Annotated in this window: 20 protein-coding genes and 1 rRNA gene; 13 read left to right on the top strand and 8 right to left on the bottom strand. The window is 68.8% G+C overall.

What is annotated here, in order from left to right; translation table 11 throughout:
* Positions 1-320, bottom strand: a 16S ribosomal RNA gene (locus tag AW272_RS36835); the annotation flags it as partial.
* A 455-nt stretch (positions 321-775) separates the two neighbouring features.
* On the opposite strand from AW272_RS36835, the gene AW272_RS36830 reads away from it, so the two are divergent.
* Complete coding sequence (locus AW272_RS36830) at positions 776-2,827, top strand: S9 family peptidase (RefSeq protein WP_066374888.1); 2,052 nt, start codon at positions 776-778, stop codon at positions 2,825-2,827.
* Positions 2,824-3,849 (top strand): L-glyceraldehyde 3-phosphate reductase, encoded by a 1,026-nt coding sequence (mgrA, locus tag AW272_RS36825; RefSeq protein ID WP_066374886.1) that lies wholly within the window; start codon positions 2,824-2,826, stop codon positions 3,847-3,849. The genes AW272_RS36830 and mgrA overlap by 4 nt, the downstream gene beginning before the upstream one ends.
* Here the strand turns inward: mgrA and AW272_RS36820 are convergent.
* Complete coding sequence (locus tag AW272_RS36820; protein WP_245657905.1) at positions 3,846-6,221, bottom strand: lysylphosphatidylglycerol synthase transmembrane domain-containing protein; 2,376 nt, start codon at positions 6,219-6,221, stop codon at positions 3,846-3,848. The genes mgrA and AW272_RS36820 overlap by 4 nt on opposite strands.
* 238 nt (positions 6,222-6,459) lie before the next feature.
* On the opposite strand from AW272_RS36820, the gene AW272_RS42845 reads away from it, so the two are divergent.
* The 4 genes from AW272_RS42845 (at position 6,460) to AW272_RS36800 (ending at position 12,269) form a co-directional block, all read left to right on the top strand.
* Positions 6,460-7,737 (top strand): M20/M25/M40 family metallo-hydrolase, encoded by a 1,278-nt coding sequence (locus AW272_RS42845; protein WP_169807707.1) that lies wholly within the window; start codon positions 6,460-6,462, stop codon positions 7,735-7,737.
* A gap of 4 nt (positions 7,738-7,741) precedes the next feature.
* Positions 7,742-9,754, top strand: a complete 2,013-nt coding sequence (locus AW272_RS36810) for a molybdopterin-containing oxidoreductase family protein (protein ID WP_066374883.1) — start codon at positions 7,742-7,744, stop codon at positions 9,752-9,754.
* Between the two features lie 94 nt (positions 9,755-9,848).
* Entirely contained in the window at positions 9,849-10,295 is a 447-nt protein-coding gene (locus AW272_RS36805; protein ID WP_066374881.1) for a hypothetical protein, read from the top strand.
* A 144-nt stretch (positions 10,296-10,439) separates the two neighbouring features.
* Positions 10,440-12,269 carry an acyl-CoA dehydrogenase gene (locus AW272_RS36800; protein ID WP_066374874.1) on the top strand — a complete coding sequence of 610 codons (1,830 nt, stop codon included), beginning with the start codon at positions 10,440-10,442 and terminating at the stop codon, positions 12,267-12,269.
* On the opposite strand, the gene AW272_RS36795 is transcribed toward AW272_RS36800, so the two are convergent.
* The 5 genes from AW272_RS36795 to pdhA all read right to left on the bottom strand — a co-directional run bounded on the left by AW272_RS36795 (position 12,266) and on the right by pdhA (position 16,877).
* Positions 12,266-12,562 carry a Dabb family protein gene (locus AW272_RS36795; RefSeq protein WP_066374872.1) on the bottom strand — a complete coding sequence of 99 codons (297 nt, stop codon included), beginning with the start codon at positions 12,560-12,562 and terminating at the stop codon, positions 12,266-12,268. The genes AW272_RS36800 and AW272_RS36795 overlap by 4 nt on opposite strands.
* 10 nt (positions 12,563-12,572) lie before the next feature.
* Positions 12,573-13,295, bottom strand: coding sequence for a hypothetical protein (locus tag AW272_RS36790; protein ID WP_066374868.1), 723 nt, complete (start codon positions 13,293-13,295; stop codon positions 12,573-12,575).
* 212 nt (positions 13,296-13,507) lie between these two features.
* Positions 13,508-14,812 (bottom strand): dihydrolipoamide acetyltransferase family protein, encoded by a 1,305-nt coding sequence (locus tag AW272_RS36785; RefSeq protein WP_066374867.1) that lies wholly within the window; start codon positions 14,810-14,812, stop codon positions 13,508-13,510.
* 11 nt (positions 14,813-14,823) lie between these two features.
* Positions 14,824-15,798 carry an alpha-ketoacid dehydrogenase subunit beta gene (locus tag AW272_RS36780; RefSeq protein WP_083959078.1) on the bottom strand — a complete coding sequence of 325 codons (975 nt, stop codon included), beginning with the start codon at positions 15,796-15,798 and terminating at the stop codon, positions 14,824-14,826.
* A complete protein-coding gene (gene pdhA, locus AW272_RS36775; protein WP_066374866.1) occupies positions 15,795-16,877 on the bottom strand; it encodes a pyruvate dehydrogenase (acetyl-transferring) E1 component subunit alpha in 1,083 nt (360 codons plus the stop codon). Before pdhA ends, AW272_RS36780 begins: the two co-directional genes overlap by 4 nt.
* A 250-nt stretch (positions 16,878-17,127) precedes the next feature.
* On the opposite strand from pdhA, the gene purS reads away from it, so the two are divergent.
* The 7 genes from purS to AW272_RS36740 all read left to right on the top strand — a co-directional run bounded on the left by purS (position 17,128) and on the right by AW272_RS36740 (position 25,504).
* Positions 17,128-17,373 (top strand): phosphoribosylformylglycinamidine synthase subunit PurS, encoded by a 246-nt coding sequence (gene purS / locus AW272_RS36770; protein WP_066374865.1) that lies wholly within the window; start codon positions 17,128-17,130, stop codon positions 17,371-17,373.
* Between the two features lie 172 nt (positions 17,374-17,545).
* Positions 17,546-17,995 carry an ATP-binding protein gene (locus tag AW272_RS36765; protein ID WP_066374863.1) on the top strand — a complete coding sequence of 150 codons (450 nt, stop codon included), beginning with the start codon at positions 17,546-17,548 and terminating at the stop codon, positions 17,993-17,995.
* A 109-nt stretch (positions 17,996-18,104) separates the two neighbouring features.
* The gene (purQ, locus tag AW272_RS36760; RefSeq protein WP_066374859.1) at positions 18,105-18,779 is read left to right on the top strand and encodes a phosphoribosylformylglycinamidine synthase subunit PurQ; all 675 of its coding nucleotides are present in this window, start codon (positions 18,105-18,107) and stop codon (positions 18,777-18,779) included.
* Positions 18,780-18,823: 44 nt separating this feature from the next.
* A complete protein-coding gene (purL, locus tag AW272_RS36755) occupies positions 18,824-21,031 on the top strand; it encodes a phosphoribosylformylglycinamidine synthase subunit PurL (protein WP_066374932.1) in 2,208 nt (735 codons plus the stop codon).
* 302 nt (positions 21,032-21,333) lie between these two features.
* Positions 21,334-23,427: an adenylate/guanylate cyclase domain-containing protein gene (locus AW272_RS36750; protein WP_066374858.1), complete on the top strand. Its 2,094-nt coding sequence runs from the start codon at positions 21,334-21,336 to the stop codon at positions 23,425-23,427.
* A gap of 29 nt (positions 23,428-23,456) precedes the next feature.
* The gene (locus AW272_RS36745; RefSeq protein WP_066374853.1) at positions 23,457-24,122 is read left to right on the top strand and encodes a Crp/Fnr family transcriptional regulator; all 666 of its coding nucleotides are present in this window, start codon (positions 23,457-23,459) and stop codon (positions 24,120-24,122) included.
* Positions 24,119-25,504: an MFS transporter gene (locus AW272_RS36740; protein WP_066374845.1), complete on the top strand. Its 1,386-nt coding sequence runs from the start codon at positions 24,119-24,121 to the stop codon at positions 25,502-25,504. Before AW272_RS36745 ends, AW272_RS36740 begins: the two co-directional genes overlap by 4 nt.
* On the opposite strand, the gene AW272_RS36735 is transcribed toward AW272_RS36740, so the two are convergent.
* Positions 25,443-26,123: a TetR/AcrR family transcriptional regulator gene (locus AW272_RS36735; protein ID WP_066374842.1), complete on the bottom strand. Its 681-nt coding sequence runs from the start codon at positions 26,121-26,123 to the stop codon at positions 25,443-25,445. The two genes, AW272_RS36740 and AW272_RS36735, sit on opposite strands and share 62 nt — an antisense overlap.
* Between the last annotated feature and the right edge of the window lie 30 nt (positions 26,124-26,153).

Below are 26,153 nucleotides of genomic sequence, written 5' to 3'. Positions count from 1 at the left end.
GTCTCAGTCCCAGTGTGGCCGGTCGCCCTCTCAGGCCGGCTACCCGTCGTCGCCTTGGTAGGCCACTACCCCACCAACAAGCTGATAGGCCGCGAGTCCATCCCTGACCGAAAAACTTTCCACATCCATCTCATGCGAGAAGACGTCATATCCGGTATTAGACCCAGTTTCCCAGGCTTATCCCAGAGTCAGGGGCAGGTTACTCACGTGTTACTCACCCGTTCGCCGCTCGAGTACCCCGAAGGGCCTTTCCGCTCGACTTGCATGTGTTAAGCACGCCGCCAGCGTTCGTCCTGAGCCAGGATCAAACTCTCCAAAAGATGTCTTCAGAGAATTTTCCCGGCTGACATAATGTCAACCAAAGGAATCCGTCATAAATGACGGGGTTTGTGCATCATGCACTGGCTTTTAGCACACTGTTGAGTTCTCAAGAAACGGACTTGCTTTTTTAAGCTTGTGTTTCGTCTTGCTGTTGTGCCTTTATCTTTTCAGCGGTTCCGGTTAGTGTCAAACTGGCACTTTTTCCGGTTCCTGCCGAAGAGCAACCCCTCTAACTTACCCGCGTCCTGGGCGATGTCAAATCCGCCCGGTTCCCCGGATGTGTTGGAGGGGGTCTGCCAGGCGCTAGCCCGACAGATCAAAGATTAGCAGCCCCGCAGAGGCCGTCAGACCATTTCCAACGACGACACCGCCCCGCGCATTCCCACGGAAGATCAAAGAAGCGCCTAGTGAACAAGCCCCGGTGATCAAAGGACGGGTGCCTAGACTCGACCGGGTGAGTAGTGAGCAGCCACCGACGGCGAAGAAAAACCCTGTTGAGCGTACGCATCACGGCGACACCGTGATCGACGAATACGCCTGGCTCGCGAAGAAGGACGACCCAGACGTCGTCGCCCATCTGGAGGCGGAGAACGTCTTCACCCAGCAGGTCACCGGTCGCCTCAAGCCGCTGGCCGACTCCATCTTCCAGGAGATCAAGGGGCGCACGCAGGAGACCGACCTCTCGGTCCCGACGCGGCTCGGGGCCTGGTGGTACTACTCCCGTACCGAGGAAGGAAAGCAGTACGGCATCCAGTGCCGCGTACCGGCCGAGGGGGAAGACCCTCCGATCGTCGAACCCGGGAAGACGCTCGAGAACGAGCAGGTCATCCTCGACGGGAACGAGCTGGCCGGCGACAGTCCCTACTTCGGCCTCGGGGTGAGCAAGGTCAGCCCGGACGGCACGATGGTGGCGTACTCGACCGACTACGACGGCGACGAGCGGTTCACCCTGCGCTTCAAGGACCTGCGAACCGGCGAGCTGCTGGCCGACGAGATCGCGGGCATCTTCTACGGCGGCTCCTGGTCGAAGGACGGCAGCACGTTCTTCTACACCACGGTCGACGACGCCTGGCGGCCCGACCGGGTGCATCGCCACACGCTCGGGCAGGCCGAAGACGTCGAGGTCTACCACGAGCACGACGAGCGGTTCTGGGTCGGCGTCGGGCTGTCGCGCAGCGAGCGCTACCTGCTGCTGAACGCGCACAGCAAGATCACCAGCGAGGTCTGGTTCCTCGACGCGCTCAACCCGGCCGGCGAGTTCAAGGTGGTCCGCCCGCGTGAGAAGGGGCTCGAATACCACCTCGACCACCAGGGCGAGCGCTTCCTGATCCTGCACAACGAGAACGCCGAGAACTTCGAGCTGGCCAGTGCCCCGGTCGCCGATCCGACGGCGTGGACGCCGCTGATCCCCCACCAGGAGGACACGCGGCTGCTCGACGTCGACGCCTTCGAGTCGCACCTGGTCGTCCACTTCAGGAGGGACGGTCTGACCGGCCTCCGGATCCTGCCGGAAGACCAGGACCCCTACGAGATCGAGTTCCCCGAGCCGCTCTACGACGTGGCCCCGAGCGGGAACGGCGAGTTCGTCACCAACCGGCTCAGGCTCGGTTACACCTCGATGATCACGCCTCCGTCCGTGTACGACTACGACCTCCGCTCCCACGACCTGATCCTGCTGCGCCAACGCCCGGTCCTGGGCGGCTACGACCCCGGCGACTACGAGCAGTTCCGCGAGTGGGCCGTCGCCGAAGACGGCACCAAGATCCCCATCTCGCTCGTGGTGAAGAAGGGCACCCCGAAGCACGCCCCCACCCTTCTCTACGGCTACGGCAGCTACGAGACCTCGATCGACCCCTACTTCTCGGTCGCCCGGCTCTCGCTGCTGGACCGCGGGCTGGTCTTCGCGGTCGCGCACGTCCGGGGCGGCGGGGAGATGGGCCGGCGGTGGTACGAGGAGGGCAAGTTCTTCCACAAGAAGAACACCTTCACCGACTTCGTCGCGGTCGCCAGGCACCTCAAGACCGACTGGTCGGGCCCGATCGTGGCCCGGGGCGGCAGCGCCGGCGGCCTGCTGATGGGCGCGGTGGCCAACCTCGCCCCCGACGACTTCGCCGGGGTCCTCGCCGAGGTCCCGTTCGTCGACGCGCTGAACACGATCCTCGACCCGTCGCTCCCGCTGACCGTCATCGAGTGGGACGAATGGGGCGACCCGCTGCACAACGCCGAGGTGTACGAGTACATGAAGTCGTACTCGCCCTACGAGAATGTGCGGGACGTGACGTATCCCCCGATACTCGCGATCACCTCGTTCAACGACACCCGGGTCTTCTACCACGAGCCCGCCAAGTGGATCGCGCGGCTGCGCGACACCGCTCAGGGCGGGCCGTTCCTGCTGAAGACCGAGATGGGCGCCGGGCACGGGGGTCGCAGCGGGCGATACGACGCGTGGCACGAGGAGGCGTTCGCGCTGTCCTGGATTCTCGACCGACTGGGAGTGACCGCATGACGTATGTCGCCGCCGCCGACCGTTATGGGCCGATGCCCTACAACCGGACCGGACGCAGCGGGCTGAAGTTGCCGGCGGTGTCGCTGGGGCTCTGGCACAACTTCGGTGACGACAAACCGATCGAGTCGCAGCGGGCGATCCTGCGCCGGGCGTTCGATCGCGGGGTGACCCACTTCGACCTGGCCAACAACTACGGACCGCCTTTCGGCTCGGCGGAGAAGAACTTCGGAACGATCTTCGCCCAGGACTTCCGGCCCTACCGCGACGAGCTGGTCCTGTCGACCAAGGCCGGTTACGACATGTGGCCGGGGCCCTATGGCGAGTGGGGGTCGCGCAAATACGTGCTGGCCAGCCTCGACCAGTCGCTGAAGCGGATGGGCGTCGACTACGTCGACATCTTCTACAGCCACCGGTTCGACCCGGAGACCCCGCTCGAGGAGACGATGGGGGCGCTCGACACGGCCGTCCGGTCGGGCCGGGCGCTGTACGCGGGCATCTCGTCCTACTCCCCGGAAAGGACGGTGGAGGCGTACGAGATCCTGAAGAGCCTCGGCACGCCGCTGCTGATCCACCAGCCGTCCTACTCGATGGTCAACCGGTGGATCGAGGGCGGGCTGCTCGACACGCTGGGTGACCTGGGCGTCGGGTGCATCGCGTTCTCCCCGCTGGCGCAGGGCCTGCTGACCGACCGCTACCTGAACGGCGTGCCCGCGGGGTCCCGCGCCTCCCAGGGCAAGTCGCTCGACCCGGAGACGCTGACCGACGAGACGCTGCGCCACGTGCGCACGCTCAACGAGCTCGCCCAGAGCAGGGGTCAGACGCTGGCGCAGCTGGCGCTCGCGTGGGCGCAGCGGGACAAGCGGGTCACGTCGGTGCTGATCGGGGCGAGCAGCGTCAAGCAGCTCGACGACAGCCTCGACTCGGTCAAGAACCTGGAGTTCACGGCCGACGAGCTCGACGCGATCGACAAGGACGCGGTCGAGGCCGGCATCAACCTGTGGAAGCGCAGCAGCGACGGCTAAAGCTGGTCGTGCCGTTGCAGCCAGGTGAACGAGGCCCAGCCGGGCAGGACCGGCAGCCAGAAGGTCATCAGGCGGAACAGCAAAACGGCCGAGGTGGCCATCGTCGGGTTGAGCCCGGCGACGGTGAGACCGGCCGTGAGTGACAGTTCGACCGCGCCGAGGCCACCCGGCGTCGGCGCGGCCGAGCCGATGGCGTTCCCGGCGAGGAAGACGACGGCGACGGCGGTGATGCTCAGCTCACCGCCGAACGCCTTCACACAGGCGGCCAGGCAGATGACGAAAGAGACCGTGACCATCACCGTCCCGCCCACGGCCTCGACGAGCTTGACCGGCGACTGCAGCACGTCGAGCAGCCGGGGCACCACTCCGCTGAACAGCGACCTGACCCGGGTCGAGATCATCCGGCGCAGCGGCGGCACGGCCAGGATGACCACCATCACGACCGCGACGGCGAGCAGGGTGATCAGGATCCCGCGTGACGGCGTGAGCGAGGGCGCCGCCTGGGTGCCCGTCAGATATCCCGACAGCACCAGCAGCAGGATGTGGGAGGCCAGCCCGACGAGCTGCGAGCCCCCCACGCTGGCCACCGCCTGGCCCGAGGGGATTCCGCGTTTCTGCAGGTAACGGGTGTTGATCGCGACACCGCCGACCGCGGCCGGCGCGACCAGCTTGACGAACGACGCGGCCAGCTGGACCAGGATCGTGCGGCCGTAGGGCAGGTGTTCGGGGACGAACCCGCGCAGCATCGAGGCGGCGGCGATGTAGCTGACCGCCGCGGTGAGCAGGGCGATGCCGCTCCAGCCCCAGTGGGCGGTGGTGATCACCGTCACCAGGTTGACCTGGCTGAGCTGGGACAGCAGCAGGTAGGCGGCCAGCGCGCTGGCGATGATCGTGACCAGGGTGCGCGGGCGGAACCGTTCGAGCCGGACCTCCTCGACGGTCACCTGCGGTTTCAGGGCGACAATCTGCTCGCGCAGGGCGGGCAGCAGGGTCTTCTCCTTGCGGGCCGCCGACCGGGTCTCCCGGGCCAGCGCGATGCGCTGGAGCAGCGGCAGCGCCGAGGCGATGGCGTCGGCGCCGAGCACGGCCGCGCCGCTCTTGATGGCCCGTTCCGGGCCGACGCGCAGGCCCAGGTAAGCGAGCAGCTGGGCGATGTCGAGGCGCAGCAGCAGGTCGCCGGCGGCGATCTCACCCGATCTGGCGTCGACGAGCACGATCCGGCCGTCGGGCGACAGGTGGATCGACTCGCCGGTCAGGTGGCGGTGGGCCAGCCGCCGGGCGTGCAGCAGGCGGACCTGTTCCCAGGTCTGGGTCAGCAGTTCGTCGTTGAGCTCGTCGTCGGGCAGGTCTTCGATCGGGCGGCTGTCGACGTGTTCGTACGCCAGCAGTGCCGCCTCGGTGCCGACCTCGCTGGTGCCGAGCAGCCGGGGGGTGCTGGCCCCGGCGGCCTCGGCGGCGTAGGCCATCAGGGCCTCGCGTTCGAGTTCGGCCCGAAGTGACCGGATGGCCTTTCGGCGGGTCTCACTGTTCAGCCGCAACCGCCGCCAGAGGCGGTAGACGACCCCGGCGACCTGGCGGTCGCGGTCGAGGACGGTCACCGCCAGGCGGGTGGTGTCGGCCAGGCCGACGATGTAACGGCGGCCGCCGGAACTGTCGTCTTCGATCCGGCGGGCGCTGACGATCGAGAAGCCGAGGCGCTTCAGCGCGGCCACGACGGCGCTGCCCGGCGGCCGGGTGTTGGCGCTGCCGACGCCGTAGAGCGTGGCGAACCCGACCGCGAGGCCCACCAGATAGGTCACGATCGCGCCCAGCGCGGTGATCTTGGTGGACGTGAAGAGCGCGAAGAAGTCGAGGGTCAGCGCGAACCAGAGCAGCGCCCGCCAGCGCGGCCGGCGCGACATGCGGACGGCGGTCGCATAGGCGATCGCCGGGGTGAGGACCGTGTTGAGCGGCTCGACGTCGCGATTGCCGGTGAAGAGTTCACGCAGCTCGGCGGTGCTGGCGCTGACCACCCACTCGCCCAGCGCGTAGGAGAGCAGCAGGGCCAGGATGGCCGCGATCAACCCCTGGGCGACTCGCATGCCGTCGCGGTGGAACACCCGTTCGACCGCGAAAGCGACCGGCACGGCCAGCACCGCGACGCCGCCGAGCAGGCCGGCGATCGACGAGAGCCATTCGGGCGCCCGGCCGGTGCCGGCCTGGACGTCGGTCTCCAGGCCGTTCAGAGTCCGCTGCGCGACGAGCGCGAGCAGCACCACCGCCGTCACCGCCAGCAGCGTCATCAGCAACCGGAGCAGGTCGGACGGACGCCGGATGCGCTGCGGCAGCAAGGGCTCCACGACGAGGACGACCCCGGAGTCCGGGGACGTCACTGGGTCGTCCTTTTCCTTGATGCCCCTCACCACCGTGATTGTCTGCGATCTTTGTTGCCAGTGTCCACAAGCGGATGTCACGGCACAGCGACGCGACCCCCGAGCCCCCTCGAGGTTGAGTCTATGGATCCCGGCCCGTTTCGCGCCGACGCGCCGTAACCCTCGAACCTGGCCTGAACGCTCGCGCGCTGCCAGTCTGGTGCCGCCTTCCCCCGGCCCGTTCATCAAGGGGGAATCTGTGCGCATTGTGGTAATTGCGGCTCTGGTGCTGACGACGACGGGTATGTCCGCCGATCCGGGTCTGGTCGAGGCGGTCTCCGAACCCAATGTCTTCGCCCATGTTCAGGACCTGGCCGAAATAGGCAAGCTGCACGGCAACCGGGCGGTCGGCACCGCCGGTTACGAGGCCTCGGCCCAGTATGTCGAGAGCGTGCTCCGCGCGGCGGGCTATCAGGTGACCTCGCAGACCTTCACCCTGCCGCACTACCGCGAGGTGACCCCCGCCGTGCTGACCACGGCCAGTGGCCCGGTCAGCGCGGTGACCTTCGTGTACTCCCCCTCGGGCCGGGCCTCGGGACCGGCCCAGGACGTCGGCACGGGCTGCCGTCTGTCCGACTGGGCCGGGTTCCGGCGCGGCTCGATCGCGGTGGCCGGGCGGGGCGAGTGCTCGTTCAAGGTCAAGGCCGACTGGGCGGGCCGGGCCGGCGCGGGCGCGCTCATAGTGGTCAACTCCAAGCCGGGCGAGCTGCGCGGATCGCTGGGCGCGCCGGGCGCGAAGCTGCCGGTCGTCGGCGTGGCCCCCGAGGCGGAGATCGAGGGCCAGGTGACGGTGGAGACCAACACCACGTCCTCCACCAAGGTCACCAGGAACGTGATCGCGCAGACCGCTCAGGGCGACCCCGACGACGTGCTGGTCCTGGGGGCCCATCTCGACTCGGTGGAGGCCGGGCCGGGGATCAACGACAACGGTTCCGGGGTCGCGGTGGTGCTGGAGATCGCCGAGCAGATGGCCCGGATGCGGCCCCAGCGGGCGGTCAGGTTCGCGTTCTGGGGGGCCGAGGAGGTCGGCCTGGTCGGGTCGACCCACTATGTGAAGGGCCTGTCGCCGCAGGACAAGGCCAAGATCGCCGGGTACGTCAACCTCGACATGGTCGCCACCAAGAACCACGCCAACGGGATCTACGACAGCGACAACGCGATCGAGACGGCCGCCTGGGAGTTCTACCAGCGGCGCGGGCTGCCCGCCGAGGAGGTCGCGTTCGACGGGCGGTCGGACTACGGGCCGTTCATGAAGGCCGGGATCCCGTCGGGCGGCATCTTCACCGGCGCCGAGGACATCAAGACCCTCGACCAGGCCCAGAAGTACGGCGGCGTCGGCAACCAGTCGTACGACCCCTGCTACCACAAGCTCTGCGACACGATCGAGAACGTGAACCGGCAGGTCCTGGACGTGAGCGGGGACGCCGTTGCCCACATCGTGGAGCGGCTTGCCTTCAGCGGGAGCCCCGTACGATGACGAAATGGAATTGCGGGTTCTGGGGGCATGTCCCCTTGATTGTCCGGATACGTGCTCGTGGGTGGTGACCGTCCAGGACGGTAAGGCCACCTCGTTGCGGGGCAACAAGGAGCAGCCCTACACGCGGGGCGCGCTCTGCGTGAAGGTGAACCGCTACCTGGAGCACGCGGCCTCGCCTGACCGGATCCTGCATCCGATGAAGCGGGTGGGGCCGAAGGGCTCCGGGGAATTCGAGCGCATCAGCTGGGACGAGGCGCTCGACATCCTCTCGTCCAAGCTGACGGAGATCGTCGGCGAGCACGGCGGCGAGGCCATCTGGCCCTACCAGGGCACCGGCACACTCGGCTTCATCCAGGGCGAGTCGGGCATGGCCGGGCGACGGTTCTGGAACGCCCTCGGGGCCTCCTTCCACAACATGAACATCTGTTCCCGGGCCGGGAACGACGGGCTGCGGCTCACCATGGGCACCCCCGGCGGCATGGACCCCGAGACCTTCGCGCTGTCGAAGCTGATCCTCCTGTGGGGCACCAACACCCTGACCACGGGCCACCACCTGTGGAAGTTCATCCAGGACGCCCGCGCGAACGGCGCCCACATCGTCGCGATCGACCCGATCCGCACCCGGACCGCCGAGCAGGCCGACGAACACCTCCCCATCGCGCCGGGCACCGACGGCGCGCTGGCGCTGGGTCTTCTGTACGTCGTCCTCGAAGAAGGCGCGGAAGACCGCGACTACCTGGAGAACCACACCACCGGCTGGGACGAGTTCAAAGCCGAGATCCTGCAGTACCCGCCGTCGAGGGTCGCCGAGATCACCGGCCTGCCCGAAGAGGACATCCGCTCCTTGGGCCGGCGGCTCGCGCACACCCGCCCGACCGGCATCCGCGCCACGATGGGCATCCAGCGCCACGAGGGCGGCGGCTCGGCGATGCGGCTGATCGCCTGCATCCCCGGCGTGACCGGCGACTGGCGCCACCCGGGCGGCGGCCTGGCCTTCTCCACCTCGGCCCACGTCCCGCTGAAGGTCGACCACCGCCCCGGGCTGCTCCCCCACCCGGTGCGGTCCCTCACGATGACCCGGCTCGCCGACAGCCTCGACGAGTCGGTCAAATGCCTCTGGGTGTACGGCGCCAACCCGATGGGCTCCACCTCGGATCAGAACCGCATCCGGCAGCGGCTCCTGCGGGAGGACCTGTTCACCGTGGTCATGGAGCAGTTCCCCACCGACACCGTCGACTACGCCGACATCGTGCTGCCCGCCACGATGCAGATCGAGCACCTCGACCTGCACGAGGGCTACGGCCACATGTACCTGATGTGGAACGAACCGGCCGTCGCGCCGGCGGGTGAGGCCCTGTCGACGACCGAGACCTTCCGCCGCCTGGCGGCGAAGATGGGCCTGACCGAACCGGCCCTCCACGCCACCGACCTGGAGATCGCGGCCGAACTCCTGGAGGGCACCCCCACCATCCAGCTCGACGAGCTGCGCAAACGCGGCTGGGCCCGGCTCGACGTGGCCGAGCCTTTTGTCCCGTTCACCCACGGCTTCCCCACCCCCAGCGGAAAGCTCGAGTTCGTCTCCGACCTGGCCGAGAAGGCGGGCCTGTCGCGGGTCGCCACCTACGTGCCGTCCCGGAGCGCCCGCACCCGTAAGGACGGGAGGCTGACGCTGATCACCCCCGCCTCCCACACCTTCCTGAACACGATCTTCGCCAACAACCCCGAACTGCTCCGGCGCTCCAAGGGCCCGACCGTCGTGGTCAACCCCGAGGACGCCGAACGCCGGGGCCTGGTCTCAGGGTCGAAGGTCAGGGTCTCGAATCAGTTCGGCGCGTTCGAGGCGCATGTAGAGGTCTCCGACAAGGTCCGCCCCGGTGTCGCCGCCTCGCCAAAGGGCCACTGGCCCAAGCTGAGCGGGGGCGCCAACGCCAACGCCGTGGTCGAGGAGCGCGACGCCGATCTGGGCAACGGCCCCGTCTACCACGACAACCTGGTGGAGATCAGCCCAGCGGTCTGAACCCCTCGCCGTGACATGGGCTCCAGGATGCCTCAGGGAGCGCTCAGGGGCTTCCCCGATGCGGACAGACCGCCCGATTGCGCACTCTGTACGTATGAACGAACTGACTCGACGCGACGAGATGTCGCTCGCCGGCGCGGCCCTCCGTGGCGCGCCCTGGAAGGCCGCGGCCGTCACCGGCGGCGGCGTCGCGGCGACCACCCTGCTGATGGGACTCATCACGGGATCGGTCGATCTGGCCTTCGCCCTCGGTGTGAGTGTCACGCTGTTCACTCTGGTCGCGTCCGTCGGCGCGATCTCCAAGCCGAACATCGGCGACCGGGTCACCCAGCAGGCCCGGAACTGGTCGCTGCGCCACCCGTGGCGGTTCGCGCTCTACCCAGCGGCCGGCGCGGCGATCCTGCTCTACCCGGTCCAGCTCGTGCTCGACGGCGAGGGCGTCTTCGGCGCCGCGTGGGACGCGCTCTGCGGCGGCGCGTTGATCTACCTGATGACCGGGATCGTCGCCATGGCCATGCGAGGGCGGGCGGCGAAGAACTAGCTGGTGGTGAAGGTGCGCCGGGCAGCCCTAGCCGTCCGGCGCGGCTGCATCCCAGTGTGAGAAATAACCGCTTATGGGGGGTTACTGGCGGGTAGCATTCCGGTAGAGTTACTCATCAGTAGCACTCTTATCGGAGGAGCGGTGATGGGCCACTACAAGAGCAACATCCGCGATCTGGAGTTCAACCTCTTCGAGGTCTTCAACCGGGGTGAACTCTTCGGCTCCGGGCCGTTCGCTGAGATCGACGAGGAGACCGCCCACGCGATCCTCGACGAGGTCGCCAAGCTGGCCGAAGGACCGATCGCCGCGTCGTTCACCGACGCCGACCGGCATCCCCCGGTCTTCGACCCCGCGACGAGCAGCGTGACGATGCCGAAGAGCTTCGTGGAGTCGTACAACGCCTGGGTCGAGGCCGAATGGTGGCGGCTGGAACTCCAGCCTGAGCTGGGCGGCACCCCGGGCCCGCGTTCCCTCAGCTGGGCCATCGCCGAGATGGTCCTGGGCGCCAACCCGGCCGTGTGGATGTTCGCCTGCGGGCCGCAGTTCGCGCACGTGCTCCACACCCTCGGCAACGACGACCAGAAGAAGTTCGCCCAGCTGGCCGTCGAACGCCGCTGGGGCTCCACCATGGTGCTGACCGAGCCCGACGCGGGCTCCGACGTCGGCGCCGGCCGCACCAAGGCGGTCGAGCAGCCCGACGGCACCTGGCACATCGAGGGCGTCAAGCGCTTCATCACCAGCGCCGAACACGACATGGCGGAGAACATCTTCCACCTGGTGCTGGCCCGCCCCGAGGGCCACGGCCCCGGCACCAAGGGCCTGTCGCTGTTCCTGGTGCCCAAGTTCCTGGTCGACCTGGAGACGGGCGACCTCAAGGAGCGCAACGGCGTCTACGTCACCAACCTCGAGAAGAAGATGGGCCTCAAGGTCTCCACGACCTGCGAGCTCACCTTCGGCGACAGGCACCCGGCGATCGGCTACCTGGTCGGCGACAGCCACGAGGGCATCAAGCAGATGTTCACGGTGATCGAGAACGCTCGCATGATGGTCGGCACCAAGGCCATCGCGACGCTCTCCACGGGCTACCTCAACGCCCTCGACTACGCCAAGAACCGTCTCCAGGGCGCCGACCTGACCAAGATGACCGACAAGACAGCCCCCCGCGTCCCGATCACCGCCCACCCCGACGTACGCCGGGAGCTCATGCTCCAGAAGTCCTACGTCGAGGGCATGCGGGCGCTGGTCCTCTACACGGCCACCTTCCAGGACGCCGTCCAGGTCGCCCAGTCGGAGGGCCGCCGCGACGAGATGGCCGAGGCGATCAACGACCTGCTGCTCCCGATCGTGAAGGGCGTCGGCTCCGAGCGGTCCTACGAGATGCTCACCCGGTCGCTCCAGACCCTGGGCGGGTCGGGCTTCCTGCAGGACTACCCGATCGAGCAGTACATCCGGGACGCCAAGATCGACTCCCTCTACGAGGGCACCACCGCGATCCAGGGCCTGGACCTGTTCTTCCGCAAGGTCCTGCGCAACCAGGGCGCCGCGCTGGGCGAGCTCCTCGGCCAGATCAAGGCGTTCGCCGGCTCCGACGCAGGCAACGGCCGCCTCAAGGTCGAGCGCGGCCTGCTCGGCGACGCCGCCGACGAGGTCAAGGCGATGGCCGACACCATGGCCGGCTGGGCGATCTCGTCGCTGGAGTCGCCGAAGGAGGTCTACCGGGTCGGCCTCAACACCACCCGGTTCCTGATGGCCCTCGGCGACCTGGTCATCGGGTGGCTGCTGCTCCGGCAGGCCGAGATCGCCCTCACGGCCCTGTCAGGCGAGGTGGCCGAGAAGGACAACGACTTCTACGCCGGCAAGGTCGCCGCGGCGACCTTCTTCGCCGGCAACGTGCTGCCCCGCATCGAGTCGGAGCGGCGCATGCTGGCGGCGACCACGCAGGAGCTGATGGACCTGCCGGAGAGCGCCTTCTAGCCGAGCGGGAACTGCACCGCCGCCCGGTCCGCCAGTACGGGCTTGATGACGTCGGCGATCACCTTCAGGTGGACGGGGTGGTCGCGGTAGACGACGTAGTCGTCGGCCGAATCGAAGTCGGCCACGATGCCGAGGTCGAAGGTGCCTTCACTGACCTTGACATCGGGGCCGATCACGTACTTCTTGATCTCAGGAATGGCGACAGGGAGCGTCTCCAGCCCGGCGACGACGGCGGCCTTCTGCTCGTCGGTGGCATCGTCGATCCAGCGCAGCAGCACAATGTGACGGAACATGGGCGCCAGCCTAGGACGTCGTCCAGTGCCACTCGATGGAGGCCCGCTCACGACGGCCGGAAAGCCACTCGCCGAACGCCGCCCGCCCGGCCGTGGCCAGCGTCTCGGGGTCGGCTCCGGCGGGGCGGCGCTCCAGGACCAGGCCGGTCAGATAGCCGCCGTCGAGAGGCACCGGACCGATCAGGGTGTCGCGCGGCGCGTGCCGCAGCGGAGCGGGCAGGTCGCGGGCCCGGCGGGTGCCGACGACGACGGCCGCCTCCGGGCAGCCGAGCAGGCCGCCGAGGCCGCGCAGGATCTCGCCGTTCACCGGGTGGGCGCTGGTCACCCACATCGCCCTGACCTGGTCGAAGTCGTCTTGGTGGCGGGCCAGGTAGCCGGGCGCCAGTTCGGCCTCCTTGCGGCGGCGGAACCGGCGGCGGCGGGCGATCAGGGTGATGAACCCCTCGAACTGGCCGCCGCTCATGCCCATCTCGGCCACCCACGCCAGGGTCTCGGCCCGGTCGCGCAGGGGCACCCCGTCGCGGAACTCCTCGGCGGCGGCGCGGAGGTCGTCTTCGGTGAGCGGTTCGACGTCGGCGCGCACCTCGGCCCTGATCAGGCAGTGGTCGACGATCTCGTCGTGGATCGCGCGGTCACGATGGGAGAACTGGCGGACCATCGTGACGGCCTCCGCGACCGGCAGGTGGACGTCGTCCACCCGGACGAGGCAGTCGGCGACGCCGTGGGTGATCACTGACTCCTGCTCCTCTCAGCAGGCCGTGCCGCGCGGCGAGGCCCTTTCCGAGGGGGCCCGGCGCCGCCTCGCCGCGCGACGATCAGCGGGCTCCCGGGGCACCGGGGACATGCGGCACACCCCCGACGGGAACCCGCCTCCGACGGTAGAAGGAGTCACTTGGGGATCACTGGTGCCGACTTGCAGGACTCTTGCGATCAACCCCCCGCTGCCTACGACCAGGCGAGCATGCGCAGCGGATCCTCCAGCATCGCGCCGACGTCCCTGAGCACGTAGGAGCCCAGCTCGCCGTCGATCACCCGGTGGTCGAACGACAGCGCGAGCGTGGTCACCTTGCGCACCACGATCTGCCCGTCGACCACCCACGGCATGTCTCTGATCTGGCCGAACGCCAGGATCGCCGACTCGCCGGGGTTGATGATCGGGGTGCCCGCGTCGATGCCGAAGACACCGACGTTGGTGATCGTGACGGTGCCGCCGGACATCTCGGCCGGGGTGGACTTCCCGGCCCTGGCCCGCTCGGTCAGCTCTTTGAGCGCCGTGGCCAGTTCCGGCAGCGACATGGCCTGGGCGTCTTTGATGTTCGGGACGACCAGGCCGCGCGGAGTCGCCGCCGCGATGCCCAGGTTGACCTGCCTCTTGATGATGATCGCGTCGTCGGTCCAGGTGGAGTTGGCCTGGGGATGCCGCTTCATCGCGGTAACCAGCGCCTTGGCCACCAGCAGCAGCGGCGAGACCTTGACCTCGGCGAAGTCAGGCAGCTCCCGGAGCCGGCGGACGGCGTTCATCGTCTCGGTGACGTCGACCTGCAGGAACTCGGTCACATGAGGCGCGGTGAACGCACTGGCCACCATCGCGGCGGCGGTGGCCTTGCGCACCCCGCGTACCGGAATGAGCTCCTGCTCCCCGGCCGCCTCGACGTCGGGCACGGCCCGCACGACCGGCGCGCCCTGCGCGGCGAGCACGTCGTCGCGCGTGATCGACCCGTTCGGCCCGCTGGGCGCGACCACGGTCAGATCGACCCCGAGGTCCTTGGCCAGTTTCCGCACCGGCGGCTTGGCCAGCACGGCGACGCGGTGTGCCGACCCAGCCGGAACAGCCGGAACAGCCGACGAGATGGGCACCGGAGCAGGCATTTCGGCAACCGGCGAAACCGGCGCCGAGTGGCCCTTGCGGGCTCTGCGCTTGCTCGGGCCCTGCTTCACCCCGTAGCCGACCAGCACCGGTTCCCGTTTCTGGGGCTCCTCCGGGACGAGGCTCTCGGTCAGGGCCTCTTCCGTCAGGTCGTCGATGGTGATGATGACGTTGCCCACGTCGACCGTCTCGCCCTCGGCCGCCAGGAGGGCGACCACCTCGCCCTCGTAGGGCGACGGCAGCGCGACGACCGCCTTGGCGGTCTCGATCTCGACGAACTCCTGGTTGACCTTGATGACATCGCCCACGGCCACGAGCCAGCGCACGATCTCGGACTCGGTCAGCCCCTCGCCCACGTCGGGCAGCTTGAAGTCACGTTTCATCCGGACGGCTCCTAGTAACCGAAGACGCGGTCGACGGCCTCGAGGATCCGGTCGAGGTCGGGCAGGTAGTGGTCTTCCAGTCGCGACGGCGGATAGGGCGTGGAGTATCCGCCCACCCGCAGCACCGGCGCCTCCAGGCGGTAGAAGCACTGCTCGGTCACCCGGGCCGCGATCTCGCCACCGAGACCGTTGAAGACCGGCGCCTCGTGGACGACGATGCACCGGCCGGTGCGGTTGACCGCGTCGCGGACGACCGGCATGTCGAGCGGGTTCAGCGACCGCAGGTCGATGACGCCGACCGAGCGCCCGTCTTCCTCGGCCGCGGCGGCGGCCTCCAGGCAGGTCTTCACCATGGGACCGTAGGCGATGAGGGTGACGTCGTCGCCCGGCCGGGCCACCCGGGCCTGGTCGAGCGGGAGGCCGGGGGCGCCGAACTCGACGTCGGCCTTGTCCCAGTAGCGGCGCTTGGGCTCGAAGAACACCACCGGGTCATCGCAGCGGACCGCGTCTTGGATCATGGTGTAGGCGTCGACCGGGTTCGAGCAGGCCACCACGCGCAGGCCGGCCGTGTGGGTGAAGTAGCTCTCGGGCGACTCACTGTGGTGCTCGACCGCGCCGATGCCGCCGCCGCACGGGATGCGTACGACCACGGGCAGTTTGAGTTTGCCCAGGGAGCGCAGCGGCATCTTGGCGAGCTGGGTGATGATCTGGTCGGCGGCCGGGAAGACGAAGCCGTCGAACTGGATCTCGCAGACCGGGCGGTAGCCCCGCAGCGCCAGGCCGATCGCGGTGCCGATGATGCCCGACTCGGCGAGCGGGGTGTCGATTACCCGGTCTTCGCCGAAATCCTTCTGCAGGCCGTCGGTGACCCGGAAGACGCCGCCGAGCTTGCCGACGTCCTCGCCCATGACCAGGACCTTCGAATCGGCGTCCATCGCCGCGCGCAGACCCTCGTTGAGGGCCTTCGCCAAAGTCAGAGTGGTCACTGGGCCCCCTCGAAACCGCTCAGGTATGTGGTGAACTGCTCGCGTTCCTCATCGATGAGGGCGTGGGGCTCGACGTAGACGTGGTCGAACATCGCGGTGGGCTGCGGGTCGGGGAGGGCCAGGCAGCGGGCCCGCAGGTCCTTGCCGAGCTGCTCGGCCTCGGCCTCGATCTTGTCGAAGAACTCCTGGTCGGCGAGCTGGCTGCGGAACAGGTAGGCCTTCACCCGCTCGATGGGGTCTTTGAGCTTCCACGCCTCCAGCTCGTCGGCGACCCGGTAGCGGGTGGGGTCGTCGGAGGTGGTGTGGGCGCCCATGCGGTAGGTGAACGCCTCGACCAGCGTCGGGCCGTTGCCCTCGCGCGCGTTGCGCAGCGCCGCCCGGGTGACCGCCAGGCACGCGAACACGTCGTTGCCGTCGACCCGGATGCCGGGGAAGCCGAAGCCGCTGGCCCGCTTGTAGAGCGGGATCTTCGTCTGCTTCTCGAGCGGCTCGGAGATCGCCCACTGGTTGTTCTGGCAGAAGAACACGACCGGCGCGTTGAACACCGATGCCCAGATGAAGGCCTCGTTCACGTCACCCTGTGAGGTGGCGCCGTCGCCGAAGTAGACGAGCGAGGCGGCCTCGGCGCCGTCGCGCTGGATGCCCATGGCATAGCCCACCGCGTGAAGGGTCTGCGAGCCGATGACGATCGTGTAGAGGTGGAAGTTGTGCTCGTAGGGGTCCCAGCCACCGTGGTTGACGCCGCGGAACAGGCCGAGCAGGTGGAGCGGGTCGACCCCGCGGCACCAGGCCACACCGTGTTCGCGATAGGTGGGGAACGCCATGTCGGCGTCGGTCATCGCCCGGCCGGAACCCACCTGGGCGGCTTCCTGCCCGAGCAGCGAGGCCCACAGGCCCAGTTCTCCCTGCCGCTGGAGGGCGACCGCTTCCAGGTCGACCCGCCGCACCAGGACCAGGTCGCGATAGAGCGCGCGGACCTCTTCGGCGGTCAGGTCGATGTCGTAATCAGGATGCTCGACCCGTTCCCCCTCGGGTGTGAGGAGCTGAACGAGTTCCGGGGGTGTCGTAGGGGCAGTCATGCGCCACTCCTGGGCATTCGGGGCCGCACACAAATGGGGTCACCATCATGCTCTGGCCGGGTCTCTACGCTTCCGTCCCGATTGGTGGTGGAACGTCCGCGTATGCGGACATGGTGGCAGACAAATCTTCTGGCCTCCACACCCATTTCCACACCTTTCCGGTTCCCTTCCGACCTGCTGCCACACCATCCACAGCCTGTGGATAAGCTTGTCGCGCTCACTCCCCATCCTCAGCCAGGAGGCACCCTAAGTGGCGCGCGTGATCGTCGATGTCGTGCTCAAGCCGGAGATCCTCGACCCTCAGGGTCAGGCCATCGCCCGCGCGCTCCCCCGGCTGGGGTTCTCGGGGGTTTCGGACGTGCGTCAGGGCAAGCGGTTCGAGGTCGAACTCGAAGGTCCGGCCGATGACGCGGCGATCGCCGAGGTCAGGAAGATGGCCGAAACCCTGCTGGCCAACACGGTGATCGAAGACTTCGTCGTCCGGGTCGAGGGGTAAAACAGTACATTCCACACGACCCGAACTCCGCAAAGGGGCATAAGGGTCGCATCTGGCGTCCGTAAACGGGCTCCCTGGCTTGCCTAAATAACAAGAGCGTCATTTTGCGGTTAGCCCCCATCACACAGGGAAGCTCTGCTTAGGTACCGCCGACGACCGGGGAGGGAACCCCGTGGACATCGAGTTCTCGCTCGCTTTGCCAAGGGATGCCATGGGCATCCCGATGGTCCGTCGTGTGATCGGAGACGCCCTTCGTTCACTCGGCGTGACGGAGGACTGTGTGTCCGACATCCTCCTCGCCACCTCCGAGGCGTGCGCAAACGCCGTCCGCCACGGTGGCCCGTCCGCCCGTTATCAGGTCGAAGCGGCCATCGACGACGGCCGGTGCGAGCTCCGGGTCGTAGACGGCGGTCGCGGTCTCACCGCGATCCCGCAGCGATATCCCTCGGGCGAGGTAGAGAACGGACGCGGCATCCTCATCATGCAGGCCGTGGTCGATGAGATCTCCTTCGACATCACCCCAGGCAGCGGCACCACCGTGCGCCTCTGCAAGGAACTCGACTGGGATCACGACGCCATCGCTCTCTCGATGGCCAAAGACCGCGAGCTCGCTGCCGTCTGACCGCTGTTAGGCCACCCGACGTGGTCCGATAACCTGAGGCGTACCGCCAACGACCGCCGGACAGTAAAGAGCCGGGGTCTTCGCGCGCGCACTTTGGAGGGCTCGGACCATGCGGGTGGGCGTCGTCACCTTTCCCGGAACACTCGACGATCAGGACGCGGCGCGGGCGCTGCGACTGGCCGGAGCCGAGGCCGTGCCCCTGTGGCACGCCGACCACGACCTCAAGGGGGTGGACGCGGTCTTCCTCCCCGGGGGGTTCTCCTACGGTGACTACCTCCGGTGCGGGGCGATCTCCCGGTTCGCGCCCCTGATGACCGAACTCGTCCCGGCCGCCCATGCCGGGCTGCCGGTGCTCGGCACCTGCAACGGCTTCCAGATCCTCTGCGAGGCCCATCTGCTGCCGGGCGCCCTGGTCCGCAACGCGGGCCTTCACTACGTCTGCCGCGACCAGCGCATCCGCGTCGACAACGCGACCACCGCCTGGACCAGCGACTTCGCCGAGGGTCAGGAGATCACCCTCCCGGTCAAGCACGGCGAGGGCCGCTACGTCGCCGACGCCGAGACCCTGGCTCTGTTGGAATCCGAAAACCGAGTGGTCTTCCGCTACAGCGGCTCGAACCCCAACGGCTCGCTCAACGACATCGCCGGCATCACCAACGAGGCAGGCAACGTCGTCGGCCTGATGCCGCACCCCGAACACGCCGTCGAAGAACTGACGGGCGCTCCCGGGGTCGACGGCCGCGGCTTCTTCTCCTCGATCGTCTCGAAGCTGGTGAACGCGTGAATCTCGACACCGTCAAGCGGGCCGGGCAGACCCCCGACGAGCGCATGCCGTTCGCCGAACTCGGCATGAAGCAAGACGAGTACGACCGCGTGGTGGCCATCCTCGGCCGCCGCCCGACGGGCTCCGAGCTGGCCATCTACTCGGTCATGTGGAGCGAGCACTGCTCGTACAAGTCGTCGAAGGTGCACCTGCGGCAGTTCGGCACCAAGGCCCCCAAGTCCGAGGCGCTGCTGGTCGGCATGGGCGAGAACGCCGGGGTCGTCGACATCGGCGACGGCTGGGCGGCCACCTTCAAGATCGAGTCGCACAACCACCCCTCCTACGTCGAGCCGCACCAGGGCGCGGCCACCGGGGTCGGCGGGATCGTCCGCGACATCATGTCGATGGGCGCCCGGCCGGTCGCGGTGATGGACTCGCTCCGGTTCGGCGGGCTCGACCAGGGCGACACCCGCCGGGTGCTGCCCGGCGTGGTCGAGGGCATCTCCCACTACGGCAACTGCCTGGGCCTGCCGAACATCGGCGGCGAGGTCGTCTTCGACCCCTGCTACATCGGCAACCCGCTGGTCAACGCGCTCTGCGTGGGTCTCCTCCGCAAAGACCAGATCAAGCTGGCCGTGGCCCCCGGGCCTGGCAACAAGGTCATCCTGTTCGGCGCCCGCACCGGCGCCGACGGCATCGGCGGCGCCTCGGTGCTGGCGTCGGCGACCTTCGAAGACGAGTCGCAGGCCAAGCGGCCCGCCGTCCAGGTCGGCGACCCGTTCATGGAGAAGCTGCTGATCGAGTGCTGCCTGGAGCTCTACCAGGCCGACGTGGTCGTCGGCATCCAGGACCTCGGCGCGGCCGGGGTGTCCTGCGCGACCACCGAGCTCGCCGCCAAGGGCACCGGCGGCATGGACGTCGACCTCAACCTCGTCCCGCTGCGTGACCCCACGCTGCGGCCCGAGGAGATCCTGATGAGCGAGTCGCAGGAACGCATGATGGCCGTGGTCACGCCCGGCGACATCGACGCCTTCCTGGCGATCTGCGCGAAGTGGGACGTCCCGGCGACCGTGATCGGCGAGGTGACCGACACCGGCCGCCTGGTCATGACGTGGGACGGCGAAGTGATCGTCGACATCCCGCCGGGCACCGCCGCCGACGAGGGCCCGATCTACGAGCGGCCCCTCCACGAGCCGCTGGGCCAGCACGACCTCAACCTCGACACCCCCGACACGCTGGAGCGCCCGACCGACCTGCGGACCACGCTCCTGCAGCTCATCGCGTCGCCCAACCTGAGCTCCCGCGAGTGGGTGACCTCCCAGTACGACCGCTACGTGCGCGGCAACACCGTGCTCGCCCAGCCGGCCGACGCCGGGCTGCTGCGGGTCAGCGAGATCATGCCGGGCGCCGAGGACACCACCCGGGGCATCGCGCTGGCCACCGACGGCAACGGCCGCTACGCCAAGCTCGACCCCTACGCCGGCGCGCAGCTCGCGCTGTCGGAGGCCTACCGGAACGTCGCCGTCACTGGGGCCACCCCGCTGGCGGTCACCAACTGCCTCAACTTCGGATCGCCGGAAGACCCCGAGGTCATGTGGCAGTTCGCCGAGGCGGTGCGCGGTCTTGCCGACGCGTGCAAGACCCTCGGGGTGCCGGTGACCGGCGGCAACGTGTCCTTCTACAACCAGACCGGCTCGGCCGCGATCAACCCGACGCCCGTCATCGGCGTGCTCGGCGTGATCGACGACGTCGCCAAGCGGGTCAGGTCGGGCTTCACCGCCGCGGGCCTGCGCGTGGTGCTGCTGGGCGCGACCTACGACGAGTTCGGCGGATCCGAGTGGGCCCACGTGGCCCACGGCCACCTGGGCGGGCTGCCGCCCCGGGTGAACCTGGAGGCCGAGCGCGATCTGGCGACCGTGCTGACCGAGGCGGCGAAGTCGGGTCTGCTCGAAGGGTCCCACGACCTGTCCGACGGCGGGCTGGGCATCGCGCTGGCCGAGGCGTGCCTGTCGCAGGGCGTCGGGGCGACCGTCTCGCTGCCGGGCGGCGACGCGTTCGTCGACCTGTTCGCCGAGTCGTCGGCGCGGGCGCTGGTCTGCCTCAAGCCGGAGAACTTCGAGGCGCTGACCGACCTGTGCGCCCGTCTCGACGTGCCCTGCTACGGCCTGGGCGAGACCGGCGGCGACCGCCTGGTCGTCGAGGGCGTGCTCGAAGCCACGATCGCCGAGCTCCGGATGTCCCACGAGGCCACACTTCCGGGCGTCTTCGGCTGAGCTCAGGTCGTACAGAAAAGAATTGAAGAGCCCCTCCGGCGCCGATCCGGAGGGGCTCTTGTCATGTGTACGAGGCATCGGGGCCCCCACGACCCCAGTGCCTGTGACAGCAGGTGACAGAGAGAAAGACGGGCCAGGTGTGCTGTTGGATGGCTTTGGAACATCACGTCTTCGCATCGGTGAACGCGTATTAATCCCTGGTACGGCCCTTTCGCGTTGGCCGTGCTCCCACCCGGCGGGATAATCAGCTCCGTTCGGGATGAACCCGCACTTCAAGCCAAGGCTTACTCCGGAGGACCCCCGTGGCCTCGAACGACCAAGACCTCTTCTTACCCCCGGCGACGCAGCCGGTCAGGGGGGTCGTCTGGTTCATTCACCTGATCGTGCCGATGCTGGGCTTGTGGTTGCTGCTGGCCCACCCGGTGGACGAGGACCCGCACACCGTCGACCTCGACCACGTCTGGCAGCACAACCCGAGCCACTTCTGGCTGGTCCTGGTGGTGGCCGGGGTGAACCTGGTCCTCGGAGTGCTGATCAGCCAGGCGTCGGCACGGCGCAAGGACGCCCGGCTCCTGCTGGTGTCGCTGGTCTTCCTGAGCAGCGCCGGGTTCTTCACCCTCCACGCGCTGAGCACCCCCGCGGTCATCCTGCCGGGCGCCACGGTCGGCTTCGACCTGGCCCATCCCGTCGGTCTGATGATCGCCTCGGTGTTCGCCTTCCTGTCCGGCCTGCCGCTGAACGACAGGCAGGGCGAGACGGTGCTGAGGCTGCAGCTCCCGCTGCGCCTGGCCGTGGGCGTGCTGCTGGTCGGCTGGGGCGTCGCGTCGCTGGTGCCGGGCCTGACGCCGCTGACCGGCAAGCTCCCGCCCGGGGGCATCGGGCTCGGCTACTGGGGGCTGATCGGGGTCTTCCTGTACGTCGCCGCCGCCGCCATGCTGTTCCAGCTGCACCGCAAGCGACCGGCCGCCGTGCTGATCTCCCTGATCACCGCCTACGCCCTGCTGGCCGAGGTGATGGTCGCCGGAATCGAGCACCGAAACTGGGCGATCTCCTGGTGGCTCTGGCACGCCCTGTTGACGCTGGCGTTCTTCTTCGTGGCCTACTCGGCGTACATCCAGTTCCGGCGGGAGGGCTCCAGCCGGGGCCTGTTCGACGCGGTCACCCTGTCGGCGACCGCCCGGCGCATCCAGGCCCAGTACGAAGAGGCCCTGGAGGAGCTCGTCTCCCACCTGCGCCGCCGGACCGAGTCGGGGGTCCCGGTGGCCACCAGGCTGGCCGGGCGGTTCAAGCTGACCGAGGGCCAGGCGGCCGTGCTCGACCGGGCCGGTGAGGCGCTGGCCAGCGAGCGGGAACTGTCCGAGCGGCTGGGCGCGCTCGTCGAGGTCGGTGGCCGGGCCCGGGTGGGCCTGCCCGAGTCGGAGCTGCTGACGGTGTCGCTGCGGCGGATCCGGGAGGCGTACGGCGACGTGCGGGTGAGCGTCATGAGCGACGGCGCGCTGACCCCGCTCGGCTCGCGGGGCGCGCCGGTCCTGACCAGTCAGGAGCTGGCCGTGCTGACCCGGGGAACCCCGGTGGAGATGTCCGGTTCGGTGGTCCACCCGCTGACAGTTAAGGGCCATCTGGCCGGTGCCCTGTCGGTGCCGGTCGGCCAGACCTCCCAGGACGCCGCGCTGGCCGCCACCCTGGCCACGCAGCTGTCCATCACGCTGGAGAACGCCCGGCTCTACGCGGAGCTGGAGACCCTCTTCCGCGCCTACATGTCTCCCGACGTCGCCAAAAGCCTGCTCGCCGACCCCAACAAGGCCGCGCTCGGCGGTTCGCTGACCGAGGTCACCGCCCTGTTCGCCGATCTGCGCGGGTTCACCTCCTTCTCCGAGAAGGTCTCGCCCGGCGAGATCGTCGACATGCTGAACCGCTTCCACACGGCAGCGGTGCCCTGCATCCTCGGCAACGGCGGCACGATCGTCCAGTTCGTCGGCGACGCCCTGCTGGCTCTGTTCAACGCCCCCGCGCCGCAGGCCGACCACGCGCTGCGGGCGGCCCAGGCGGGCCTGGAGATGCAGCAGGCGGCGGCCCGGGTGTCGGCCGAGGTGCTGCGCGAGCAGGAGGCCGGGCTACTCTCTGAGGTCGAGTGGCCGAAGTTCCGGGTGGGGGTCAACACCGGCCTGGCGCTGGTCGGCAACATCGGCAGCCCCGAGTTCCGGGGCTTCAACGCGATGGGCGACGCGGTCAACGTGGCCGCCCGCCTCCAGGCGCTGGCCGAACCCGGATCGGTCGTGATCGGCCAGTCGACCTACGACCTCCTCGACCGCGCCGACGTCGTCTCCCTGGGCGATCTGTCCTTGAAGGGCAAGGAGAACACCGTGCACGCCTACGTATTGCGAAACATGGACTAATGAACGCGCTTGACCCAAGACTTGGCGATATGAAATCACCGGAGCCAGGGGAGTTCCTGGCCCTCCTCACCGCCGAGGAGATCGCCGACCTCCGGGCCGCCGGCCGGCCCCGCAAATGGGATCGCGGCGAGACGGTCATGACCGAGGGCGACACCAACGACTGGGTGATCGTGCTGACCTCGGGGCGGGTGAAGGTGTCGTCCCACACGGCGGGCGGCACCGAAGTCGTGCTGGCGGTACGCGGCCCCGGAGCCCTCCTGGGCGACATGTCGGCCGTCGACGGCGGCCCCAGGTCGGGCACCGTGACCGCGCTGGAGCCCATCGAGGCCATCGTCGTCCGCGACTTCGCGGCGTTCCTGCGCGAGCACGGCCGGATCGCCGTCCTCCTGCTCCAGCTCATCACCGGCCGCCTGCGCGACGCCGACCGCAAGCGCGTCGAATACGGCGCCTTCGACACCACCGGCAGGGTCGCCACCCGCCTGGTCGAGCTCGCCGAACGCTACGGGGAGCAGACCAGCGGCGGCGTCAGGGTGATGCTGCCGCTCTCGCAGGACGAACTGGCCGGATGGACCGGCGCCTCCCGTGAGGCCGTCAGCAAGGCCCTCAGGACCCTGCGCGACCGCGGCCTGCTGGAGACCGGCCGCCGCCGCGTGATCATCTACGACCTGGACGGGCTGCGCAAGAGAGCGCGGTGAACTACGCCTGGCGGGTCTGTCTGGTCACCGGCCTGGGCTTGGTCCTCATCGGTATGTCGGGCAGCACGCTGAACGTGGCGCTGCCCGTGGTCGTCCGGCACTTCCACGCGTCGCCGTTCGCGGCGAACTGGATCCTGCTGTCGTTCATGCTGGTGAGCACGGCGACCCTGGTGTTCTTCGGCCGGGTGGCCGACCTGCTCGGGCGGCGCGGGATCTACCTCGCCGGGTTCGCCCTCTTCACCGTCGCGTCGGGGCTGGCCGGGCTGGCCCCCGACGTCGGGTGGCTGATCGCGATGCGGGCCGTGCAGGCGGTCGGGGCGTCGATGATCCTGGCCAACGGGACGGTCATCATCACCGACGCGTTCCCGCCCGATCGGCTCGGCCAGGGCATGGGCGTCTACATCGGGACCCTGTCGATCGCCCAATTGGCCGGACCGACACTGGGCGGGCTGATCGCCGACACGCTCGGATGGCGGTGGATCTTCTGGGTGAACGTGCCCGCCGGGCTCGTCGCCCTGGTCGCCGGGTTGGTGATCTTACGGCCGGGACGTCCGGGACAGCGGGCGCCGCTCGACGCCGCCGGGAACCTGGTGATTTTCGCGCTGCTGTCAGCGGCGCTCTACGCGCTGACCGAGGGGTCTCTCGTCGGGCTGGCGGTCGCGCTGTGCCTTGTTCCGGTGCTGGTCGTGATCGAGCGCCGGGCCGCCGACCCCGTGCTGAACGGGGCGCTGTTCGCGGCGCCGCTGCTGGTGTTCTCGAACCTGGCGTCGTTCTGCGCGGCACTGGCGCGGTCGTCCCTGGTCCTCCTGGCGGGGCTCTACTTCCAGGCGGCGCGCGGGGTCGACGTGCTCCAGGCCGGCCTCGCGATCCTGCCGGTGCCGGCCGGGATGGCCCTCGCCTCCCCTCTGGCGGGGGTGCTGGCGCGCAGACACGGCGCCTATGCGGTGTCGGTCGGCGGAGCGGTGCTCGCGGCCGTCGGGATGGCGGTGCTGGCGCTCTCCACCGAAGCGCCCTATCCGGTCATCGCGGCCGGGCTGTTCCTCGCGGGGTGCGGGAACGGGACCTTTCTCACCGGGAACACGACGCAGGTCATGAACGCGCTTCCTCCGGGGAGCCTCGGGGTGGTCAACGGGTTCCGGCTGATGATCCAGAACATCGGCGGCGCGCTGAGCATCGGCGCCACGTTGACCCTGCTCACGGGTGCGGTCACACCGGATATCCGGGCGCAGGTCTACCAGGCGACCATCTCGCTGCTGTCCCCTTCGGCCGTGGAGCAGCTGATGGGGGGCTTTCGGGTGACGTACACGAGCCTGTTCTTCGTCAGTCTCGCAGGAGCGTTGTGTGCGGCGCTCGCGCGGCCATCGTCTCGACCCCGGCCATGAGCAGGTCGACGCCGTAGGTGTAGTAGTCGCTCGCGTCGGCCTCCTCTTCGAAGGTCTTGGCGAACTCCATCAGCATCGGGAAGCGCTCGGCCGACAGGTTCTCGATCTGCAGACGCTTGCGCCGCCGCCATTCCCTGGCCTCCGCCCCGCTCAGCGGCGGCGGGCACACGGGAGCGCCGCCGACCAGGCCGATCGCGCCCGACAGCAGGTAGGACGACACCAGGAACCCCTCCTGGACGGTGAAGCCGCCCCTCTTCAGGAGTTCGAGGGCCATGTCAGTCGCCATGTTGAAGCTGTCGAGGACGTGCTTGTCGACGGTCTGCAACAGCGGCGCCATCGCCGGGTGCCGGTCGAGCAGCGAGACCAGGCGCTCGACCATCGCGCGCACCTGCACGTTCCAGTCGGCGTCGGTGACCTCGGCGAGGATCTGGGTCAGCAGGTGGTCGGTGACACCCGCGAGCAGTTCGTCCTTGTTCTTGAAATGCCAGTAGAGGGCCATCGGCGTGACGCCGAACTCCTGGGCCAGACGCCGCACGGTGACGGCTTCCAGACCCTCGGCGTCGATCAGGTCGATGGCGCGGTCGACGACTGAATCCCGGCTCAGTTTCTCAGCTGCCACTTGACAACTATACGACGTACAAGCTGAGCT

The organism is Herbidospora mongoliensis, from assembly GCF_001570545.1.
GTDB lineage: Bacteria > Actinomycetota > Actinomycetes > Streptosporangiales > Streptosporangiaceae > Herbidospora > Herbidospora mongoliensis.
The sequence above is the reverse complement of the archived record's forward strand: the minus strand, read 5'-3'. Positions and strand labels throughout refer to the sequence as shown.